9 protein-coding genes are annotated in these 17352 nt (G+C 47.3%); all 9 read left to right on the forward strand.

Annotation, left to right across the window (positions count from 1 at the left end; genetic code table 11):
• The first annotated feature begins 9 nt into the window (after positions 1–9).
• The 9 genes from AC5RDV_RS04245 to AC5RDV_RS04285 all read left to right on the forward strand — a co-directional run bounded on the left by AC5RDV_RS04245 (position 10) and on the right by AC5RDV_RS04285 (position 17352).
• A complete protein-coding gene (locus tag AC5RDV_RS04245; RefSeq protein ID WP_282748077.1) occupies positions 10–3135 on the forward strand; it encodes an efflux RND transporter permease subunit in 3126 nt (1041 codons plus the stop codon).
• 49 nt (positions 3136–3184) lie between these two features.
• Positions 3185–3862 carry a response regulator transcription factor gene (locus AC5RDV_RS04250; protein WP_282748076.1) on the forward strand — a complete coding sequence of 226 codons (678 nt, stop codon included), beginning with the start codon at positions 3185–3187 and terminating at the stop codon, positions 3860–3862.
• 18 nt (positions 3863–3880) lie between these two features.
• On the forward strand, positions 3881–5224 hold the full coding sequence (locus AC5RDV_RS04255) for a sensor histidine kinase (protein WP_282748075.1): 1344 nt from the start codon (positions 3881–3883) through the stop codon (positions 5222–5224).
• Positions 5225–5431: 207 nt separating this feature from the next.
• Entirely contained in the window at positions 5432–6955 is a 1524-nt protein-coding gene (locus AC5RDV_RS04260; protein WP_282748074.1) for an MFS transporter, read from the forward strand.
• Between the two features lie 30 nt (positions 6956–6985).
• Positions 6986–8104, forward strand: a complete 1119-nt coding sequence (locus tag AC5RDV_RS04265) for an endo-1,4-beta-xylanase (protein ID WP_282748073.1) — start codon at positions 6986–6988, stop codon at positions 8102–8104.
• A 72-nt stretch (positions 8105–8176) separates the two neighbouring features.
• Complete coding sequence (locus AC5RDV_RS04270) at positions 8177–9148, forward strand: glycoside hydrolase family 43 protein (protein ID WP_282748072.1); 972 nt, start codon at positions 8177–8179, stop codon at positions 9146–9148.
• Positions 9149–9161: 13 nt separating this feature from the next.
• Positions 9162–11216, forward strand: a complete 2055-nt coding sequence (locus AC5RDV_RS04275; RefSeq protein ID WP_276787936.1) for an alpha-glucuronidase — start codon at positions 9162–9164, stop codon at positions 11214–11216.
• Positions 11217–11464: 248 nt separating this feature from the next.
• Positions 11465–14023, forward strand: a complete 2559-nt coding sequence (locus tag AC5RDV_RS04280; RefSeq protein ID WP_282748071.1) for a fasciclin domain-containing protein — start codon at positions 11465–11467, stop codon at positions 14021–14023.
• A 29-nt stretch (positions 14024–14052) separates the two neighbouring features.
• Positions 14053–17352, forward strand: coding sequence for a SusC/RagA family TonB-linked outer membrane protein (locus AC5RDV_RS04285; RefSeq protein WP_130892663.1), 3300 nt, complete (start codon positions 14053–14055; stop codon positions 17350–17352).

A 17352-nucleotide genomic window follows, 5' to 3' on the forward strand; every position in this document is an offset into this window, starting at 1 on the left:
GGAAGGAGTATGTACAAGTTCATAGATAACATCGTGGCTTTTTCGCTGAAGAACAAGTTCTTCATATTTTTCTGTACCGCCGTGGCTGTGATAGCGGGGATTGTGTCATTCAAGCATACCCCTATCGATGCGTTCCCGGACGTGACCAATACCAAGGTGACGGTGATTACCCAATGGCCGGGGCGAAGTGCCGAAGAAGTGGAGAAGTTCATCACGATACCTATCGAAATCGCCATGAATTCGGTACAAAATAAAACGGATATACGTTCCACCACGCTTTTCGGACTTTCGGTTCTCCATGTGATGTTTGAAGATGACGTAGATGATTTCGTGGCGCGCCAACAAGTGTATAACCTGTTGAATGATGCAGACTTGCCGGACGGGGTGACACCGGAGGTACAACCGCTTTACGGTCCGACGGGGGAGATATTCCGCTATACGTTGCGCAGCGAGAAGCGGGACGTGCGCGAATTGAAGACTTTGCAGGATTGGGTGATAGAGCGTAACTTGCGGGCCGTCTCCGGTGTGGCGGACATCGTGAGTTTCGGTGGCGAGGTGAAAACATTCGAAGTAAGCGTCAATCCCCATCAACTGAAAAACTACGGGATTACGTCTTTGGAGCTGTTTCAGGCGATAGCCAATAGCAATATCAATGTGGGTGGCGATGTCATTACGAAAAGTTCGCAAGCGTATGTCGTGCGGGGTATCGGGTTGATTAACGACATGGAAGAACTGCGTAACATCGTGGTGAAAAATATCCACGGCATCCCCGTGTTGGTCAGGCATCTGGCCGAGGTACACGAGGCATGCCTGCCCCGTTTGGGGCAAGTGGGGCGTATGGCCGAAGACGATGTCGTGCAGGGGATCGTCATCATGCGTAAAGGCGAAAATCCGGCCGAAGTAATCGACGCACTGAAAGCCAAGATAGATCATATTAACAAGGAGGTCTTGCCGGAAGACGTGCAGATCGTGACGTTCTACGACCGGGAAAACTTGGTGAATCTTGCCGTCCATACCGTGTCGCGCAATCTGGTGGAAGGCATCTTGTTGGTGACATTCATCGTGTTGATATTCATGGCCGATTGGCGTACGACGGTGGTAGTGGCTGTGGTGATACCTTTAGCCCTGCTGTTTGCTTTTATTTGTTTGCGGCTCATGGGCATGTCGGCCAACTTGCTCTCCATGGGAGCCATAGACTTCGGTATTATTATCGATGGGGCGGTCGTCATGGTGGAAGGGATATTCGTGGCACTCGACCGGAAAGTCAAAGAAGTGGGGATGCCTGCTTTCAACTTGATGTCGAAAATGGGGCTTATCCGGCAGACGGCCAAAGAGAAAGCCCGCGCCGTGTTTTTCTCCAAACTCATTATTATCACTGCGCTGATACCCATCTTCTCCTTCCAGAAAGTGGAAGGGAAGATGTTCTCCCCGTTGGCATACACCTTGGGATTCGCTTTGTTGGGAGCTTTGTTGTTCACGTTGACCTTGGTTCCGGTCATGTCGTCCATGTTGCTGAAACGGAACGTGCGCGAGAAGAACAACTTCTTTGTGCGTTTCATCAACGGGAAATCCGTGGCCTTCTTCGATAAATGCCATGCCCGTCGTAAAATGTCCGTCGGCATTGCTGGTATCGTGGCCGTGGGCGGTCTGTGGATGTTTACTTTGTTGGGGACGGAATTCCTGCCCCAGTTGAATGAAGGATCCATTTATATCCGTGCCACTCTGCCACAGAGCATTTCGCTGAACGAGTCGGTACAACTGGCCAACAAGATGCGGGCCAGACTGGCCGCTTATCCCGAAGTGAAACAGGTGCTTTCCCAAACCGGGCGGCCGAACGACGGTACGGATGCGACGGGATTCTATAATATCGAATTCCACGTGGACATTTATCCCGAAAAAGAGTGGGAGAGCGGATTGGACAAGATGCAACTAATCGAGAAGATGCAGGAAGACCTTTCGATGTATCCGGGCATAGACTTCAATTTCTCCCAACCCATTACGGATAATGTGGAAGAGGCGGCTTCGGGGGTGAAAGGTTCCATTGCCGTGAAGGTATTCGGGAAGGATTTGTACCGTTCGGAAAAGATTGCCATGGAAATCGACAAGATTCTCGGTACGGTCGAAGGGATTGAGGACTTGGGAGTGATTCGGAATATCGGGCAACCGGAGTTGCGTATAGAATTGGACGAGGGACGTTTGGCACGTTACGGGGTATCCAAAGAGGATGTGCAGGCCATTATCGAAATGGCCATCGGCGGAAAGTCGGCTTCGTTGTTGTACGAAGATGAACGCAAGTTTAACATCATGGTACGTTATAAACCGGAATTCAGGCAGGACGAGGAAGAAATCGGGAAAATACTCGTGCCGACAATGGATGGGACGATGATACCCATCAAGGAATTGGCGGAAATAAGGACCATTACCGGCCCGTTGTTGATTTTCCGCGACAATCATGCACGCTTTTGTGCCGTGAAGTTCTCGGTGCGTGGCCGGGATATGGGAACGGCTGTGGCCGAAGCACAGGAGAAGGTGAATGCCTCCGTCCGTTTGCCAGAGGGGTACAGTTTGAAATGGACCGGGGATTTCGAGAACCAACAGCGAGCCACGAAACGTTTGTCGCAAGTGGTCCCGGTAAGTATCGCCATCATTTTCGTCATCTTGTTCATTTTGTTCTCCAATGCTCGGGATGCCGGTCTGGTACTGTTGAATGTACCTTTTGCAGCTGCAGGAGGTATTGTGGCATTGTGGGCTACTGGGTTTAACTTTTCGATTTCGGCCGGTATCGGTTTCATCGCCTTGTTCGGTATCTGTATCCAGAACGGCGTGATTATGATTTCGGATATCAAGCATAACCTGAAAGAACGGTTGGCATTATCGTGTGCCGTGAAAGAAAGTGTGCGTTCCCGTGTCCGTCCGGTGGTCATGACGGCTGCGATGGCCGCCATCGGTCTGATGCCGGCAGCCGTAAGCCATGGCATCGGTTCGGAGTCGCAACGCCCGTTGGCCATAGTCATCATTGGAGGTCTGGTGGGAGCTACTTTCTTTGCCCTGTTCGTATTTCCTTTGATTGTAGAGTTTGTCTATGGTAAAATGTTGTATGATAAGAACGGAAATCTGAAGCAAAGGAGTTTGTGACATGCAAAATCCGTATATTTGCAGATGAAATCCCATGGATGCGAAGATTATGGCAAAAATACTATTGGCGGAAGACGAACAGAACATCGCTTCGTTCATCAGGCGGGGCTTGCAGGAGTTCGGGCATGAAGTACAAGTGGCACACGACGGAGGCACGGCATGGGCTATGTTACAGGAAGGAGTTTTCGATTTGCTTGTGTTGGATGTCATTATGCCGAAGATGGACGGGCTTGAGGTTTGTCGGCAGTTCCGTTTGAAGGAAGGGTACTATACACCGGTCATCATGCTGACGGCGTTGGGCACGACCGAGGATATCGTAAAGGGGCTGGATGCCGGGGCGGACGACTATCTGGTGAAACCGTTCAGTTTCCAAGAACTGGAAGCACGTATCAAGGCTTTGTTGAGGCGGGGAAAAGAACGTCCGGACAGGCAACTTTGGTGCCACGACCTCGTGTTGGATTGCGACACCCGTCGTGCACGGCGCGGGGATACGGTGATAGAACTGACTGTCAAGGAATACCGCCTGTTGGAATACTTCATGACCCATCAAGGGGTGGCGCTTTCTCGCCTGACACTCTTGAAAGACGTGTGGGACAAGAATTTCGATACGAATACCAATGTGGTGGACGTTTATGTGAACTATCTCCGGAACAAGATAGACCGTGAATTTGAGGTCAAGCTTATCCGCACGATTGTCGGAATGGGATATATCATGGGGGTACAGTAAAGCCGGGAAGGAAGAAGGATGAAGATCGGGTCGAAGATAGCTTTGTTTTATACCGTAATAACCGTCGGTGCCATTGCGCTGATTGTATTGGTGTTCTATTTCTTTACATTGAGATATATAAATAAGGTGTATGATTCGTATCTTTCGGAAAAGGCTTATCTGACGGCTCAAAAGTATTGGGAAAAGGATGAGGTGGACGAATCCCGTTACCGGGAAATACAGCAGAAGTATGACGAACTCTTGCCCCAGGCTTATGAAATCTTGCTGAATGCCGACAGTGTGACGGCCGTGGCAGACACCTTGGCGAAGTACCTCGACCGCCACCAACAGGCTCGGCTTTTCAAACATGAACCGGTCACGTTCGTTTATGGGCGTTTGCGGGGCGCGGCTCTTTATTATCCGGACAATGAAGGAAACTTTGTCGTTCTGGTGATGGCTTCCAACCATTATGGGCAGGACATACAGAAACATATATTGATGTTGGCGTTTCTCTTGTTGGCGGTGAGTTGCGGCTTGGTCTTCCTCATCGGGAAGCTGTATGCCAACCGGATTCTCCTTCCTTTGCAGCATTTACTGAAGGATTTGAAGCGCATACGTATCAACAATCTGGATGTCCGGTTAGAGACCTTCGGGAATAAAGATGAATGGGATGAACTCATTCGTGCGTTGAATGAGATGTTGGATTACCTGGACGCGGCTTTTCAGGCCGAGAAGGCTTTTATCAGCAATGCTTCGCATGAATTGAACAATCCGTTGACGGCGATTCAGGGTGAATGTGAGATTTGTTTGTTGAAACGACGTTCGACTAAGGAATACGAAGAGGCTTTGCAGCGCATCGCGGATGAAAGCCGACGTATCAGTATGCTGATAAAACATTTGCTGTTTCTTTCGCGGCATGACGAGGATATTCTGTGCCGGGGGGCAGAGAGGGTTGAATTGGCTGTTTTGTTGCAGGACTTGTGCCGGCAGTATGGACGGGTTCGGTTTGATGTTACGGGAATAGGTGCTGGGAGCGAACTGCGGGCCGATTCTCATCTCCTTCGAGTGGCTTTCCGGAACATTATAGATAATGCTTGCAAATATTCCCGGGAGGATGTGGAGGTCCGGATGGCACGTATGGAGGACGAGGTGAAGGTGGAAGTTCTGGACCATGGTATCGGTATACCGGAAGATGACATCAGATATATTTTTAATTCGTTTTATCGTGCCGGTAATGTTCGTGAATACCATGGACAGGGCATCGGACTGAGCTTGTCGATGCGGATTCTGAAGGTATACGGTGGCCGGATTTCCGTTGATTCGTGCCAAGGACAGTATACGAAGGTGACGGTAATTTTTAAGGTTTCGACAAAAACGAAGTAGGCCTCGTATCCGGAGGGGCCGTCACTGTTTTCTTGAATGTTTCTTCCAAAAACGCAAAAAAAGCCTGTTTTTTGCAGTTTTTTCCCGATAATGTTTCATTTTAAAAAGTATAGATTACATAACCGAAAATGAATCTCGGGTAAAATTTGTTACTTTGCAGCGTGGTGAAGTGATGAAAAACTATTTAAAATATAATAAAGGAACATTATGGATAAAATTTTAGGGAAAGTGCCGATAGGCGAGAAGATTGGTTATTCGTTGGGAGATGCCGCAGCCAATCTCGTTTTTCAGATGATGATGATTTATCAGTTGAAGTTCTACACCGACGTGTTCGGGCTTGAAGGGGCGGTAGCTGGTACCGTGCTTCTGATTGCGCGGATAGTGGATGCCTTTGTCGATCCGGCTGCCGGCATCTTGTCGGACAAGACACAAACGAAGTGGGGGAAGTTCCGGCCTTGGGTCATTTGGACCGCTCTCCCGTTCATGGTCTTTTATGTGTTGGCTTTCTACAATCCGGGAATAGAGAATAAGGCGTTGGTCGCAGTGTATGCCGGTATTTCATACGTGTTGCTCATGTCTCTTTATTCTTTTAATAATACGCCTTACAGTTCGTTGGGTGGTGTGATGACGGGTGATATGAAGGAGCGTACGAGCATTACTTCTATTCGTTTCGTAGCTGCCACCGTAGCACAGTTTGTGGTGCAAGGGCTTACGCTTCCTTTGGTACATAAATTCGGTCGTGGCTCGGGGGCGGACGATGCACAGGGATGGCTTTCTACCATTACGATTTTTGCGGTGGTGGGATTTATCTTTCTGGTCGTGGCCGGTTTTTCGGCTAAGGAACGTATTGCTCCACCTGCATCCCAGAAAATGGATGTCAAGAATGACATTAAGGGATTGTTTGCCGATGTGTCATGGCGCTCCATGTTTATTCTGACGTTGTTCGTGTTCATCACTTTGGCCATGTGGGGATCTGCCATGTGCTATTATTTCCAACATTATGTTGACCCGCAGGCGTTGGGGGCTTTTCTTGACAGGCTTGGATTGGTGAAAGAAGAAGGTGCCGCGTTGGGGGCAGGGATGCAGATTTTGGATTCTTTCAGCTTGTTGGCTACTCGGGGGGCAGACGGTAGCATTCCCTCAGCAGAGTCTTATTCCATCGGGCTTTCCGTATTCAATATGGCCGGTGCACTCGTGCAGTTGATAGGAGTGATTACGCTTTCCGAGTTCCTGGCGAACCGTTACGGCAAGAAGTCTACGTTTATTGTATGTTTAGGACTGACGGCCTTGTTTACGGCGGCTTTCATGCTTCCGGACAAGGATGATGTGGGGCTGATTTTTACCTTGGGTATTTTAAAGAGTTTGGCGTATGCGCCTACGGTACCATTGCTTTGGGCCATGATTGCCGATGTGGCCGACCACATGGAATATGTGAGCCATCGAAGGGCCACAGGGCTTTGTTTTTCCGGGGTGGTGTTCGCATTAAAAGCCGGGTTGGGCGTGGGAGGAGCCGTGGCCGGTTTGATTCTCTCTGTATTTGGTTATGTAAACGATGCTGCTGCCTCCCAATCGGCAGACTCGTTGTTCGGTATCCGGATGGCCTCAAGTATAGTGCCCGGTTTGTGTTTCGGTGTGGGAGTGGTGGCTCTTTTCTTCTACCCTATATCCAAGACGCTGAACGAAAAGATGCAGGCTGAATTGGCACGGAGAAGGACGAATGATGGTAAATGACGTTTTATTAATTTTTTAAATAGGTCTATTATGAAACGAAGTGTTTTTTTACTGGCAGCGGTAATGGCGACCATTGGGGTTTTTAGTCAGAAAGCTACTACCATGCGAGAAGCTTTTGCAGACAAGTTTCTTATCGGAACAGCCTTGAATACGCGGCAGGTGGTGAACCGTGATAAGGCTTTGCAGGCTTTGATTAAGGATAATTTCAGTGCTGTGGTGGCAGAAAACTGCATGAAAGCCGAAGTGCTGCAGCCGCAAGAAGGTGTCTTTAACTTTAAGGACGGGGATCGTTTGTGCGATTTGGCGGAAAAAAATGGGCAGGTGGTTACTGGCCACTGCTTGATATGGCATTCTCAAGCCCCCCGGTGGTTTTTCAAGGACAAAGACGGTAAGACTGTGAGTCGTGAGGTTCTTGTACAGCGGATGAAAGACCATATATATAAGGTAGTGAGGCATTACAAAGGACGTGTCAAAGGTTGGGATGTGGTCAACGAGGCCGTTGAAGGCAACGGTGAACTACGTAAGTCGCCTTTCTACAAGATTATCGGGCCGGACTTTATCCGTTTGGCTTTCCAGTTTGCCCATGAGGCAGATCCTGATGTGGAGCTTTATTACAATGATTATGGGATGGATTCACCTCGTAAACGAGAGGCTGTGGTACGTATGGTCAAAGACTTGAAAGCTCATGGTTGCCGTATAGATGCAGTGGGGATGCAGTCACATGTGGCATTTAACACCTCTCTTGGTGAATATGAAAAAAGCATGGAGGCTTTTATCAATGCCGGGGTCAAGGTCTTGGTGACAGAATTGGACCTTAGTGTATTGCCTTGGCCGAAAGGGAACTATGGTGCCGCTATTGAGACAAATTTTGATTATAAGAGAGAAATGGATCCTTATACTGATGGGTTGCCTGCGGAGAAAGCGAAAGAATTGGATGATTTTTATATAAAGCTTTTCGATATATATTTACGCCACAGCAAGGACATCGGAAGAGTAACGTTCTGGGGAGTGACTGACGGGGATTCTTGGAAGAATAATTTTCCAGTGCATGGCCGTACGGATTATCCTTTGGCTTTCGGTCGTGACATGAAGCCCAAACCCTTTGTGCGTACCATTATTGAGATGGCACAGTCGGGGAAGTATGATTGATGAGGTGATTTTAGGAACAAGTAGATTGTATATAATATAATAAGGTGTAACCATTCATTAAATATTTGTATCATGAAGAAAAGATATTTGATACCGGGCGATTATATGGCAGACCCGTCGGTACATGTGTTTGAAGGCAAAGTGTATATTTACCCCTCCCACGATTGGGAAAGTGGCATACCCGAGGACGATTGGGGGGCGCATTTCGACATGCGCGACTATCATGTATTCTCGTTGGAAGATGTGATGGAAGGAGATGTGACAGACTATGGTATGGTTCTTGACAAGACGGACGTACCTTGGGTGAAGCGTCAAATGTGGGATTGCGACTGTTGCGAAAAGGATGGGAAGTATTATCTTTATTTCCCTGCCAAAGACCATACGGATATCTTCCGTTTGGGCGTGGCTGTCAGCGACACGCCTTACGGGCCCTTTGTACCGGAGCCGGATCCCATCAGGGGAAGTTATTCCATAGATCCGGCCGTATTCAAGGATGATGACGGTCAGGTGTATGTTTATTTTGGGGGACTGATGGGCGGTCAGCTTCAGCGTTATAAGGATAATAGTGCTTTGGAATGTGCGGAGTTTCCGGCTGATGGTGAACCGGCCATACCTTCCCGTGTGGTACGTCTGGCGGAAGACATGAAACAGTTTGCCGAAGAGCCGCGTCCCGTGGTCATTTTGGATGAGGACGGAAAACCTCTGAAAGCAGGCGACCATGACCGCCGTTTCTTCGAAGCTTCATGGATGCATAAATACAACGGGAAGTACTATTTCTCTTATTCCACAGGAGATACGCATCTTTTGTGTTATGCCATCGGTGATAACCCATACGGTCCGTTTGTTTACCAGGGGGTAATTCTTACTCCGGTTGTAGGATGGACTACCCATCACTGTATCGTGGAGTACAAAGGAAAGTGGTATTTGTTCCATCATGATTCGGTGCCGTCGGGAGGGCGTACGTGGTTGCGTAGCCTGAAAGTCTGTGAATTGCGTTATGACGCAGATGGAAAAATCGAGATGATAGAAGGAATGGATGATTAACGGTTTGGGCAGGATGAAAAACTGGTTGTGGATTATAGGCTTGTTTTTCGTGCTTTCGCTCCATGCAGAGGATGGCCATCGGCTATGGCTCCGCATGGAGCGAAATGCGCTACCGGCTGATGTCAGTCTGTCGGAAAGTACGGAACGGACGGCAACTTTGGATATTGCGTCTCGTGAATTGAAAGACTTTTGGAAAGGGGAGGGGCGTGTGCTTCTTCGTGTCTCTAAGGATGGGGTTATGAGGGATGGTTTTACGATTTGCAGGAAAGGTCTGGACGTGGAGCTTTCTTCGGCATCCGACAACGGCGTGCTTTATGCCGCCTATGATTTGTTGCGTAGACAGCAGGCCGGAGATTTACTGTCGGATGGTGTGGCTGTGACAGAAAGACCTTCTTACGACATTCGCATCCTGAACCATTGGGACAATCCCGATGGGACGGTAGAGAGAGGTTACGCAGGACGTTCGATATGGAAGTGGGACGAGCTGCCCGAAACGGTTTCCCCATTGTACGAGGAATATGCTCGTGCCAATGCTTCTGTCGGCATTAACGCCGTGGTGCTCAATAATGTGAACGCCAAACCTCAGATGCTTTCCACCGGAATGCTTCGTAAAGTAGCGGTTATTGCCGAAGTGCTGCGCCCGTATGGCATAAGGACTTATTTGTCGGTGAACTTTGCTTCCCCGAAAGCCCTTGGGGAACTGTCTACGGCCGACCCGTTGGACGAGGATGTACAACGGTGGTGGAAGAAGAAGGCTAAAGAAATCTACCGTCTGATTCCCGATTTCGGCGGTTTTTTGGTCAAGGCGAACAGTGAAGGGGAACCCGGCCCACAAGATTACGGGCGGACGCATGCCGATGGGGCCAATATGTTGGCCGACGTGCTCGCTCCCTATGGGGGATTGGTGATGTGGCGGGCATTTGTCTATCAGGCGGAAAGTCCCGACCGGGCATGCCAGGCATACGAGGAGTTTATGCCTTTCGATGGGCAATTCCGTGATAACGTGATTGTACAGGTGAAAAACGGGCCGATAGACTTTCAACCCCGTGAACCTTTCAGCCCCTTGTTCGGTGCCATGCAACACACACAGGTTATGCCGGAGTTCCAAATAACCCAGGAGTATTTGGGGCAGTCCATTCATACGGTATTTTTGGCAACGATGTGGAAAGATTGTTTGGATGCCGAAACTTATCGGGTTGGGGGAGGAACTGTAGCAGATGTCACACAGCATCGGGTCGGCATTCATTCCCGGTCGGCCGTGGCGGGAGTGGCCAACATCGGGGATGTGGTCAATTGGACCGGAAACGACATGGCACAGGCTAATTGGTATGCTTTCGGTCGTTTGTGTTGGAATACCGAACTGTCGGCGGAACAGATTGCCGAAGAGTTTCTGAAGCAGACTTTCTCAACTGATGAACATTTCATCGAACCGGTGCGCCAGTTGCTTTTACGTTCATGGGATACGGCGGTTAGCTATATGATGCCGTTGGGGTTGCACCATATATTTGCTTTCGGGCATCATTACGGACCTGAGCCATGGTGTGCTCCTCCTGATACACGCCCGGATTGGTTGCCGAAGTATTACCACCGGGCCGATACGGTAGGAGTTGGTTTCGATCGCACGGTACGGGGGTCGAAGGCCGTTTTGCAATACCATGAACCGTTGGCTACGCTTTACGGAGATTTGGAAACATGTCCGGAAGAATATCTTTTATGGTTTCATCACGTGCCTTGGGAGTATGTGATGCGGAACGGTTTGACTTTGTGGGATAACCTCTGTTACATTTATAACAGCGGAGTCGAAGATGCCCGGGAGTTTGTGGATTTGTGGCAGAAAGTTCAACCGTATGTCGACACGGAGCGTTACGAAGCCATACAGATGCGATTCGAGCGGCAAGCACTTGATGCGGAATGGTGGCGGGATGCTTGCCTGCTTTATTTCCAACAGTATTCCCGTCGGTCGATTCCGGCCGATTGTCCTCCTCCGGTACATGATTTGGAGGAATTGATGGAATTCAGGTTACATTTGGACAATTATACGGCAGCTGATATGGATAAATTACCATAATTCATAGGAAATGTTACAAAGAACATAGAGAATGTAACATGAGGGCATTAATGCTTTTTTGAGTTACAAAAGCGGGAAAGACCTATCCAACGGGCTTTTTCGCTTTTTTTGTAGGTATGTAACAAAATAAAAGGAATATGATACATGAGCGAAAATGACTTTCAGTTTTATGCTGTAATTTAGCACCCGATAACGAGAGTTTCGATTTATTTTTAAATGAAGTAATAACACTAATAAAATAATCTAATATGAGTGCAAGGAAAAACAGAAGAAGATTCGCTCCTTTTTGGGCAGGCTTGGCATGCTGTGCCTTGGGTTGTGTCTACTCCTGCAATGATGGCTACGATTTGATAGATGAAGATCCGGCGTGGCTAGGCAGTAGTATTTACGACTATTTGAAGTCGAATGGGAATTACACCAATGTAGTGAGAATGATTGACGACCTTGGTTATACTGAGGTTCTTGCCCGTACGGGTAGCAAAACTCTCTTCGTGGCTGATGATGATGCCTACGCACGTTTCTATAATAGTGGAAAATGGGGCGTGAGAAGTTACGAGGAGTTATCCATGGCGCAAAAGAAGCAGTTGCTTTATGGCTCAATGATTAACAATGCTTGCCAGGTAGCTTATTTGTCCAGTTCCACAGGCCCGACAGAGGGAGACTGTATGCGCCGTTTGACTTCGGCATCGGCATACGACACTGTTCCCGTACTTCGGCCGATTGATATGCCGGATACAAAGTATTGGGCATATTACAAAAATTCAGGTAAGACTATCCCTTGTTTGGCAGATATGACCACGGCGCCTATGATCCATTTCATTGAGGCTTATTTGCAGAACCGTCGTATTTCCAATGACGATTGTAATTTCCTCTTTAATTACGCCACGGAGCGTAAGCCGGGTGATGCCAATGTGAATGGAGTGATGATGGTAGAGCAAAACATTCGTTGTTCTAATGGCTTTGTACATAAGATGGGAGATGTGATGACCCCGCTTCCTAATTTGGCTAATGTCATTGCAGGGATGCCACGCGCACAACAATTTTCAAAGATGTTGGATCGTTTTTCAGCACCTTATTATGATGAATCGTTGACGCAGGAGTATAACCGTTTGTATGGCACCAGTTATGATTCAGTTTTTCAGAAACGTTATTTTTCAGAGCGTTCACAAAAAGGACAACCTTTGAATTTGACACAGAAGGAAGAACCGGTGGAGGCGATGCTGAAATTCGACCCGGGTTGGAATGAATATTATTCCGAGTTGAATGCCAGTGTCTCTACGGATGTCCTTTTGCAACAAGACATGGCTGTCATGCTTGTGCCAACCGACGCCGCACTTACGGATTATTGGGAGAATGGTGCCGGAAAAGTATTGAAAGATAGGTATGGGACTTGGGAAAATGTGCCAGACAAGGTGCTTTCGAAGCTATTGAACGTAAACATGCTTAATTCTTTTTCCAATTCTGTTCCCAGTAAATTCAGCACAGTGTTGAATGATGCGAATGATGAACTGAAGATTAAAAAGGAAGATGTGGATAGCGTGTTCTTCGCTTGTAACGGGGCTGTTTATTTGACGAATAAAGTGTTTAGTCCGGTAGCCTATATATCCGTGTCGTTTCCGGCCTTAGTCAATGAAACTATGAATATCATCAATTGGGCTATTGAACAGTATGATTATGATGTATATCTGAATTCGCAAAATTCTACTTATAGCTTCTTCATTCCGACGAATCAAGGACTGCTGACTTATGTCGATCCATGTTCTTTTGGCAAGAATCAGACTCAGGTCTATGAGTTTCATTATGATGAGAAGGCCCAGACGGAAGCAGAGAAAGTACGGGCTTTTATCTTTAACTATGACGTGGAGTCTGGGACAAGGCTTGATTCGATAGGTGAAGCTTCGACGACTCAGATACGTGACCGTTTGACGGATATTTTGGAAACACATATTGTGGTTGGTAATGTGGAAAGCGGGGAAAAGTATTATAGAACAAAAGACGGAGGTACGATTTTTGTAGAAAATGCAGGAAAGCCTAATATGACCGTTGCCGGAGGATGGCAGGTGGAACATGGTGAAAAGTTGCCTATTGCACAAATTTATAAGGAAGAAAACGGTAAGGCTTATATATTGGAGGGCTCGCTTATACAGACCGCCCAGAAATCTGTTCCCGATTTACTGAAAGAACATGATGAGTTTTCGAAATTTTACGAATTGTTGGAAGGTTCCTCTATCATGTCAAATGTTATTTCGACAGGAAGTGGTGCAGATGCACCGTCTTATGCTTGTCCAAGTCCGAGTATTACATTATTTAATACGTTCCATTATACGGTATATGTACCGACTAACGAGTCCATACAAGCTTTACACGATGAAGGAAAGTTGCCGACTTGGGATGAGGTGGAAGCTGAACAGGACGAGGATGAAAAAGAGAAGATGACAGAGCGAATTGAAAAATTCCTTAAATACCACATTCAGGACAATTCGTTGTATATCGGTCAGGGAAAGATTGCCGAAGCTGACTATGAAACCTCTGCTTATGAAATCAATGGGGCGGATAACACCATTTCTTATTGTCGTTTGACAGTGGAGGGTGATGACAGTCATCTGACAGTAAAGGATGCGGCAGGGAACAAGCGCAACGTGTTGAAAAATGGTGGCCTTTACAACTTGATGGCACGTGAATACCAGTATAATACTGCAGACGTGGCCTCAGCTTCGGAGATTTATACGACTTCTTACGCTGTGGTGCATCAAATAGATGGACCGTTAATGTGGGAAAAGGATGCTGAAACGGGGAATATGGAATAAAATGTCAAACCAAATAATACTATAAATGAATGAAAACCCTATATCGACATATTATGTTAGGTGCGTTTGTCGCTTTGCCTTTGATGGGTTTTGCGCAAGCACCCGGGACGATGATTAGTGGTACTGTCTCTGACGATATTGAGCCATTGATGATGGTGAATGTGGTCGAAGTAGACGAGGCAAACCGTATCGTGGCTCATGGTGTAACGGACATCAATGGAAACTTTTCTTTCCGCATTGTGGATCCGAAGCACCGTCTGAAGATTTCGTACGTAGGCTATGCCACACAACTTATCCCTATTAAAGGGACACGTTACAATATAAAGTTGAAGAGCAACCTGCAATTAAAAGAAGTGGTTGTGAAACAGAAACGTGTAATACAATCCAGTGGTTTGGCCATACCGGAACGCGAAGTGTCGGTGGCTCATCAAACTATTGATGCTAAAGAATTTGAAGGATTGAGCCTGACGAGCATCGACGAGGCTTTGCAAGGTCGTGTGGCTGGTTTGGATATCGTGTTCAATTCCGGTGACTTGGGTGCTGGTACGACCATGCGTTTGCGTGGAGTCAGTTCTATCAACGGTAATACCCAACCTTTGGTGGTCGTAGACGGTAATGTGTTTGAAAGCGATTACTTGTCCGGTTTTGATTTCGCTTCGGCCACAGAGGAGCAGTATTCTGAGCTGTTGAATGTCAATCCGGACGACATCGCCAGTATTACGGTGTTGAAAGATGCCGCAGGTACGGCCATTTATGGTTCGCAGGGAGCAAATGGTGTGATTGAAATTAAGACAAAGCGTGGGGCAAGGGGGAAGACGAAAGTGACTTATTCCTATGCGGCTACGATGACTTACCAACCCAAAGGCATGCGCATGCTGAATGGTGACCAGTATACTATGTTGATGAAAGAAGCGTATTATAATCCTGCATTAAGTGATGCTTCGTCCAACATACCGGAATTCAATTATGATCCGTCGTTTGCGGAATATGAGAATTACAACAACAATACGGACTGGGTGGACGCTGTGACTCAAGTGGGTTGGTTGCAGAAACATTATGTGACACTCTCTGGAGGTGGTGAGAAAGCTGTATTCCGTATCTCTGCCGGTTACGACCACCAGACAGGTACGGTCATTGCCCAGAAGCTTGACCGTTTTACGACGCGTGTGGCCTTGGATTATTTTGTGAGCGACCGCATCAAGATTGTGACGAACTTTAACCTGACGTATCAGGATAATCAGAAGAACTATGATGATTTGTTGAATATTGCTTACCGTAAAATGCCGAATATGTCTATTTATGAGCAGGATGCTTATGGTAACAATACTTCAAATTACTATCACATGTTGCCGACGGCATCTTCCACATTCCGTCAGGATAAAGACCAATACAGTTTGGTGAATCCGGTGGCTTTGGCATACGAGGCCACGAATGATGAGACATTGTATAAGATGCAGCCCGAGTTCCAATTGCATTATAACCTTTTGGGCTTGGATGAGACCAAAACACAGTTGAAGTATGAAGGCAAAGTGTTGTTCAATATTGAGAACAGGTATACTGACAAGTTCTATCCTTCCAGTTTGGTAACAGCCGGATGGACGGACAAGAATAACAACAAGGCTTCATCAGAGGCATATAAGGGGCGGGCTATCACGACGACACATCGCTTGACGTTTATTCCGCACATTATGAATACCGACCATTCTTTCATGGCGATGGCACAGTTCCAACTGACGGATGGTGATTCCAAGAAGCAGTCTAATTCTGTGTATAACCTTCCGACAGGAAGCATCCAGTCGCCTACGGCAGACGGCTTGATATCCGATATGTCTACGTCGGCAGGTCAATGGCGAAGTATTTATATGACGTTTTCAGCCCATTATGCGTTTAAGGGCCGTTATATTGCAGACTTTTCTATTCGTCGGGACGGTACGACAAAGTTCGGTGATAACAAGCGTTGGGGAACTTTCCCGGCTCTGTCTTTCCGTTGGAATGTGGTGGATGAGCCGTGGATGAAAGGCACGCAAAAATGGCTGTCCATGCTTTCGCTTCGCCCGGGATGGGGGCGTGTGGGTAGCCAACCTACGGATGAATATCTTTTTTTCTCGAAGTATACGGGTACGGATTCCTACAACGGAGCCAATTCTATTTATCCGAGCAATATACGGTTGAGTAATTTGCAGTGGGAAGAGAAAGAGACATGGAACGTGGGCTTCGACCTCGGTTTGTTCAACAATATGATTACGGCAGATTTTAATATCTATACCCAAATGACATCCAAACTTTTGATGCGTGATGTGAAGCTTCCGTCATCGTCCGGATTTTCATCGCTTTCTTGGACTAATGTAGGAAAAATGCGTAATAACGGTTGGGAGTTCAATGTCAATGGGACGGATGTGGTCAAGGTCGGTAAGTTCAGATTGGGTTTCAACGTGACGTTCGCCAATAACAAAAACGAAATCGTGGAGATGGAGCCTACGGCATTGTCCAATCTTAATAAAGACTTCGATAATAAAAATGGTTCTTATCTGACCCGAATCCAGCTCAATAATCCATTTGGAGCCATATACGGTTTCCGTTATAAGGGTGTATATCAGTATTCCGATTATTCGGAGGTGGAAGTTCCGGGTGTAAGTGGTCCGAATGCTCCGGTAGCTCGGGATGAGAACGGTAATGTGATCCGTGACAAGGCTGGGTTCACCATTCCGATGGTATTCGGTTATGATAAGACGACGAATACAGAATTGTATGAGTTCCAGGGCGGAGATGCCATTTACGAGGATATTAACCATGATGGTAATATCAATGAGTTGGATATCGTTTACTTGGGTTCTTCTTTGCCTAAGATTACCGGTGGTTGGGGACTGAAGCTTTCTTATGGTCGTTGGTCGCTCAATGCGCAATTTAACTTCCGTGCGGGGAACAAAGTGATTAATGAAGCCAGGATGAATGCAGAGTCCATGTATAATAACAACAATCAGGCCGCTTCTGTGAATTGGCGTTGGCGTACGGAGGGGCAGGTTGCGGAAATTCCCCGTGCTTTGTATAACAAGGGATTTAATTATTTGGGTAGCGATCGTTTCGTGGAGGATGCTTCCTTCATGCGTCTGAATTATCTCTCTTTGGGATATTCTCTGAATCCCAAATTGTTGAGGCGGATTGGCGTTAACTCATTGAGTATCAATTTGAATGCTAGCAATTTGTTCTGTCTGACAAATTACTCGGGGGCAGACCCGGAAGTCGGATATGGTGGGATGAGTGTGGCCACGGATGGAGCCAAGACACCGCGTTCGCGGCAGTTTACGGCACGTGTGCAGATAGGTTTCTAA

Source organism: Paraprevotella sp. (assembly GCF_986071375.1).

Coding starts and splice junctions, on each gene's coding strand:
- AC5RDV_RS04245 (WP_282748077.1), top strand. CDS start 10: ATGTACAAGTTCATAGATAACATCGTGGCTTTTTCGCTGAAGAACAAG.
- AC5RDV_RS04250 (WP_282748076.1), top strand. CDS start 3,185: ATGGCAAAAATACTATTGGCGGAAGACGAACAGAACATCGCTTCGTTC.
- AC5RDV_RS04255 (WP_282748075.1), top strand. CDS start 3,881: ATGAAGATCGGGTCGAAGATAGCTTTGTTTTATACCGTAATAACCGTC.
- AC5RDV_RS04260 (WP_282748074.1), top strand. CDS start 5,432: ATGGATAAAATTTTAGGGAAAGTGCCGATAGGCGAGAAGATTGGTTAT.
- AC5RDV_RS04265 (WP_282748073.1), top strand. CDS start 6,986: ATGAAACGAAGTGTTTTTTTACTGGCAGCGGTAATGGCGACCATTGGG.
- AC5RDV_RS04270 (WP_282748072.1), top strand. CDS start 8,177: ATGAAGAAAAGATATTTGATACCGGGCGATTATATGGCAGACCCGTCG.
- AC5RDV_RS04275 (WP_276787936.1), top strand. CDS start 9,162: ATGAAAAACTGGTTGTGGATTATAGGCTTGTTTTTCGTGCTTTCGCTC.
- AC5RDV_RS04280 (WP_282748071.1), top strand. CDS start 11,465: ATGAGTGCAAGGAAAAACAGAAGAAGATTCGCTCCTTTTTGGGCAGGC.
- AC5RDV_RS04285 (WP_130892663.1), top strand. CDS start 14,053: ATGAAAACCCTATATCGACATATTATGTTAGGTGCGTTTGTCGCTTTG.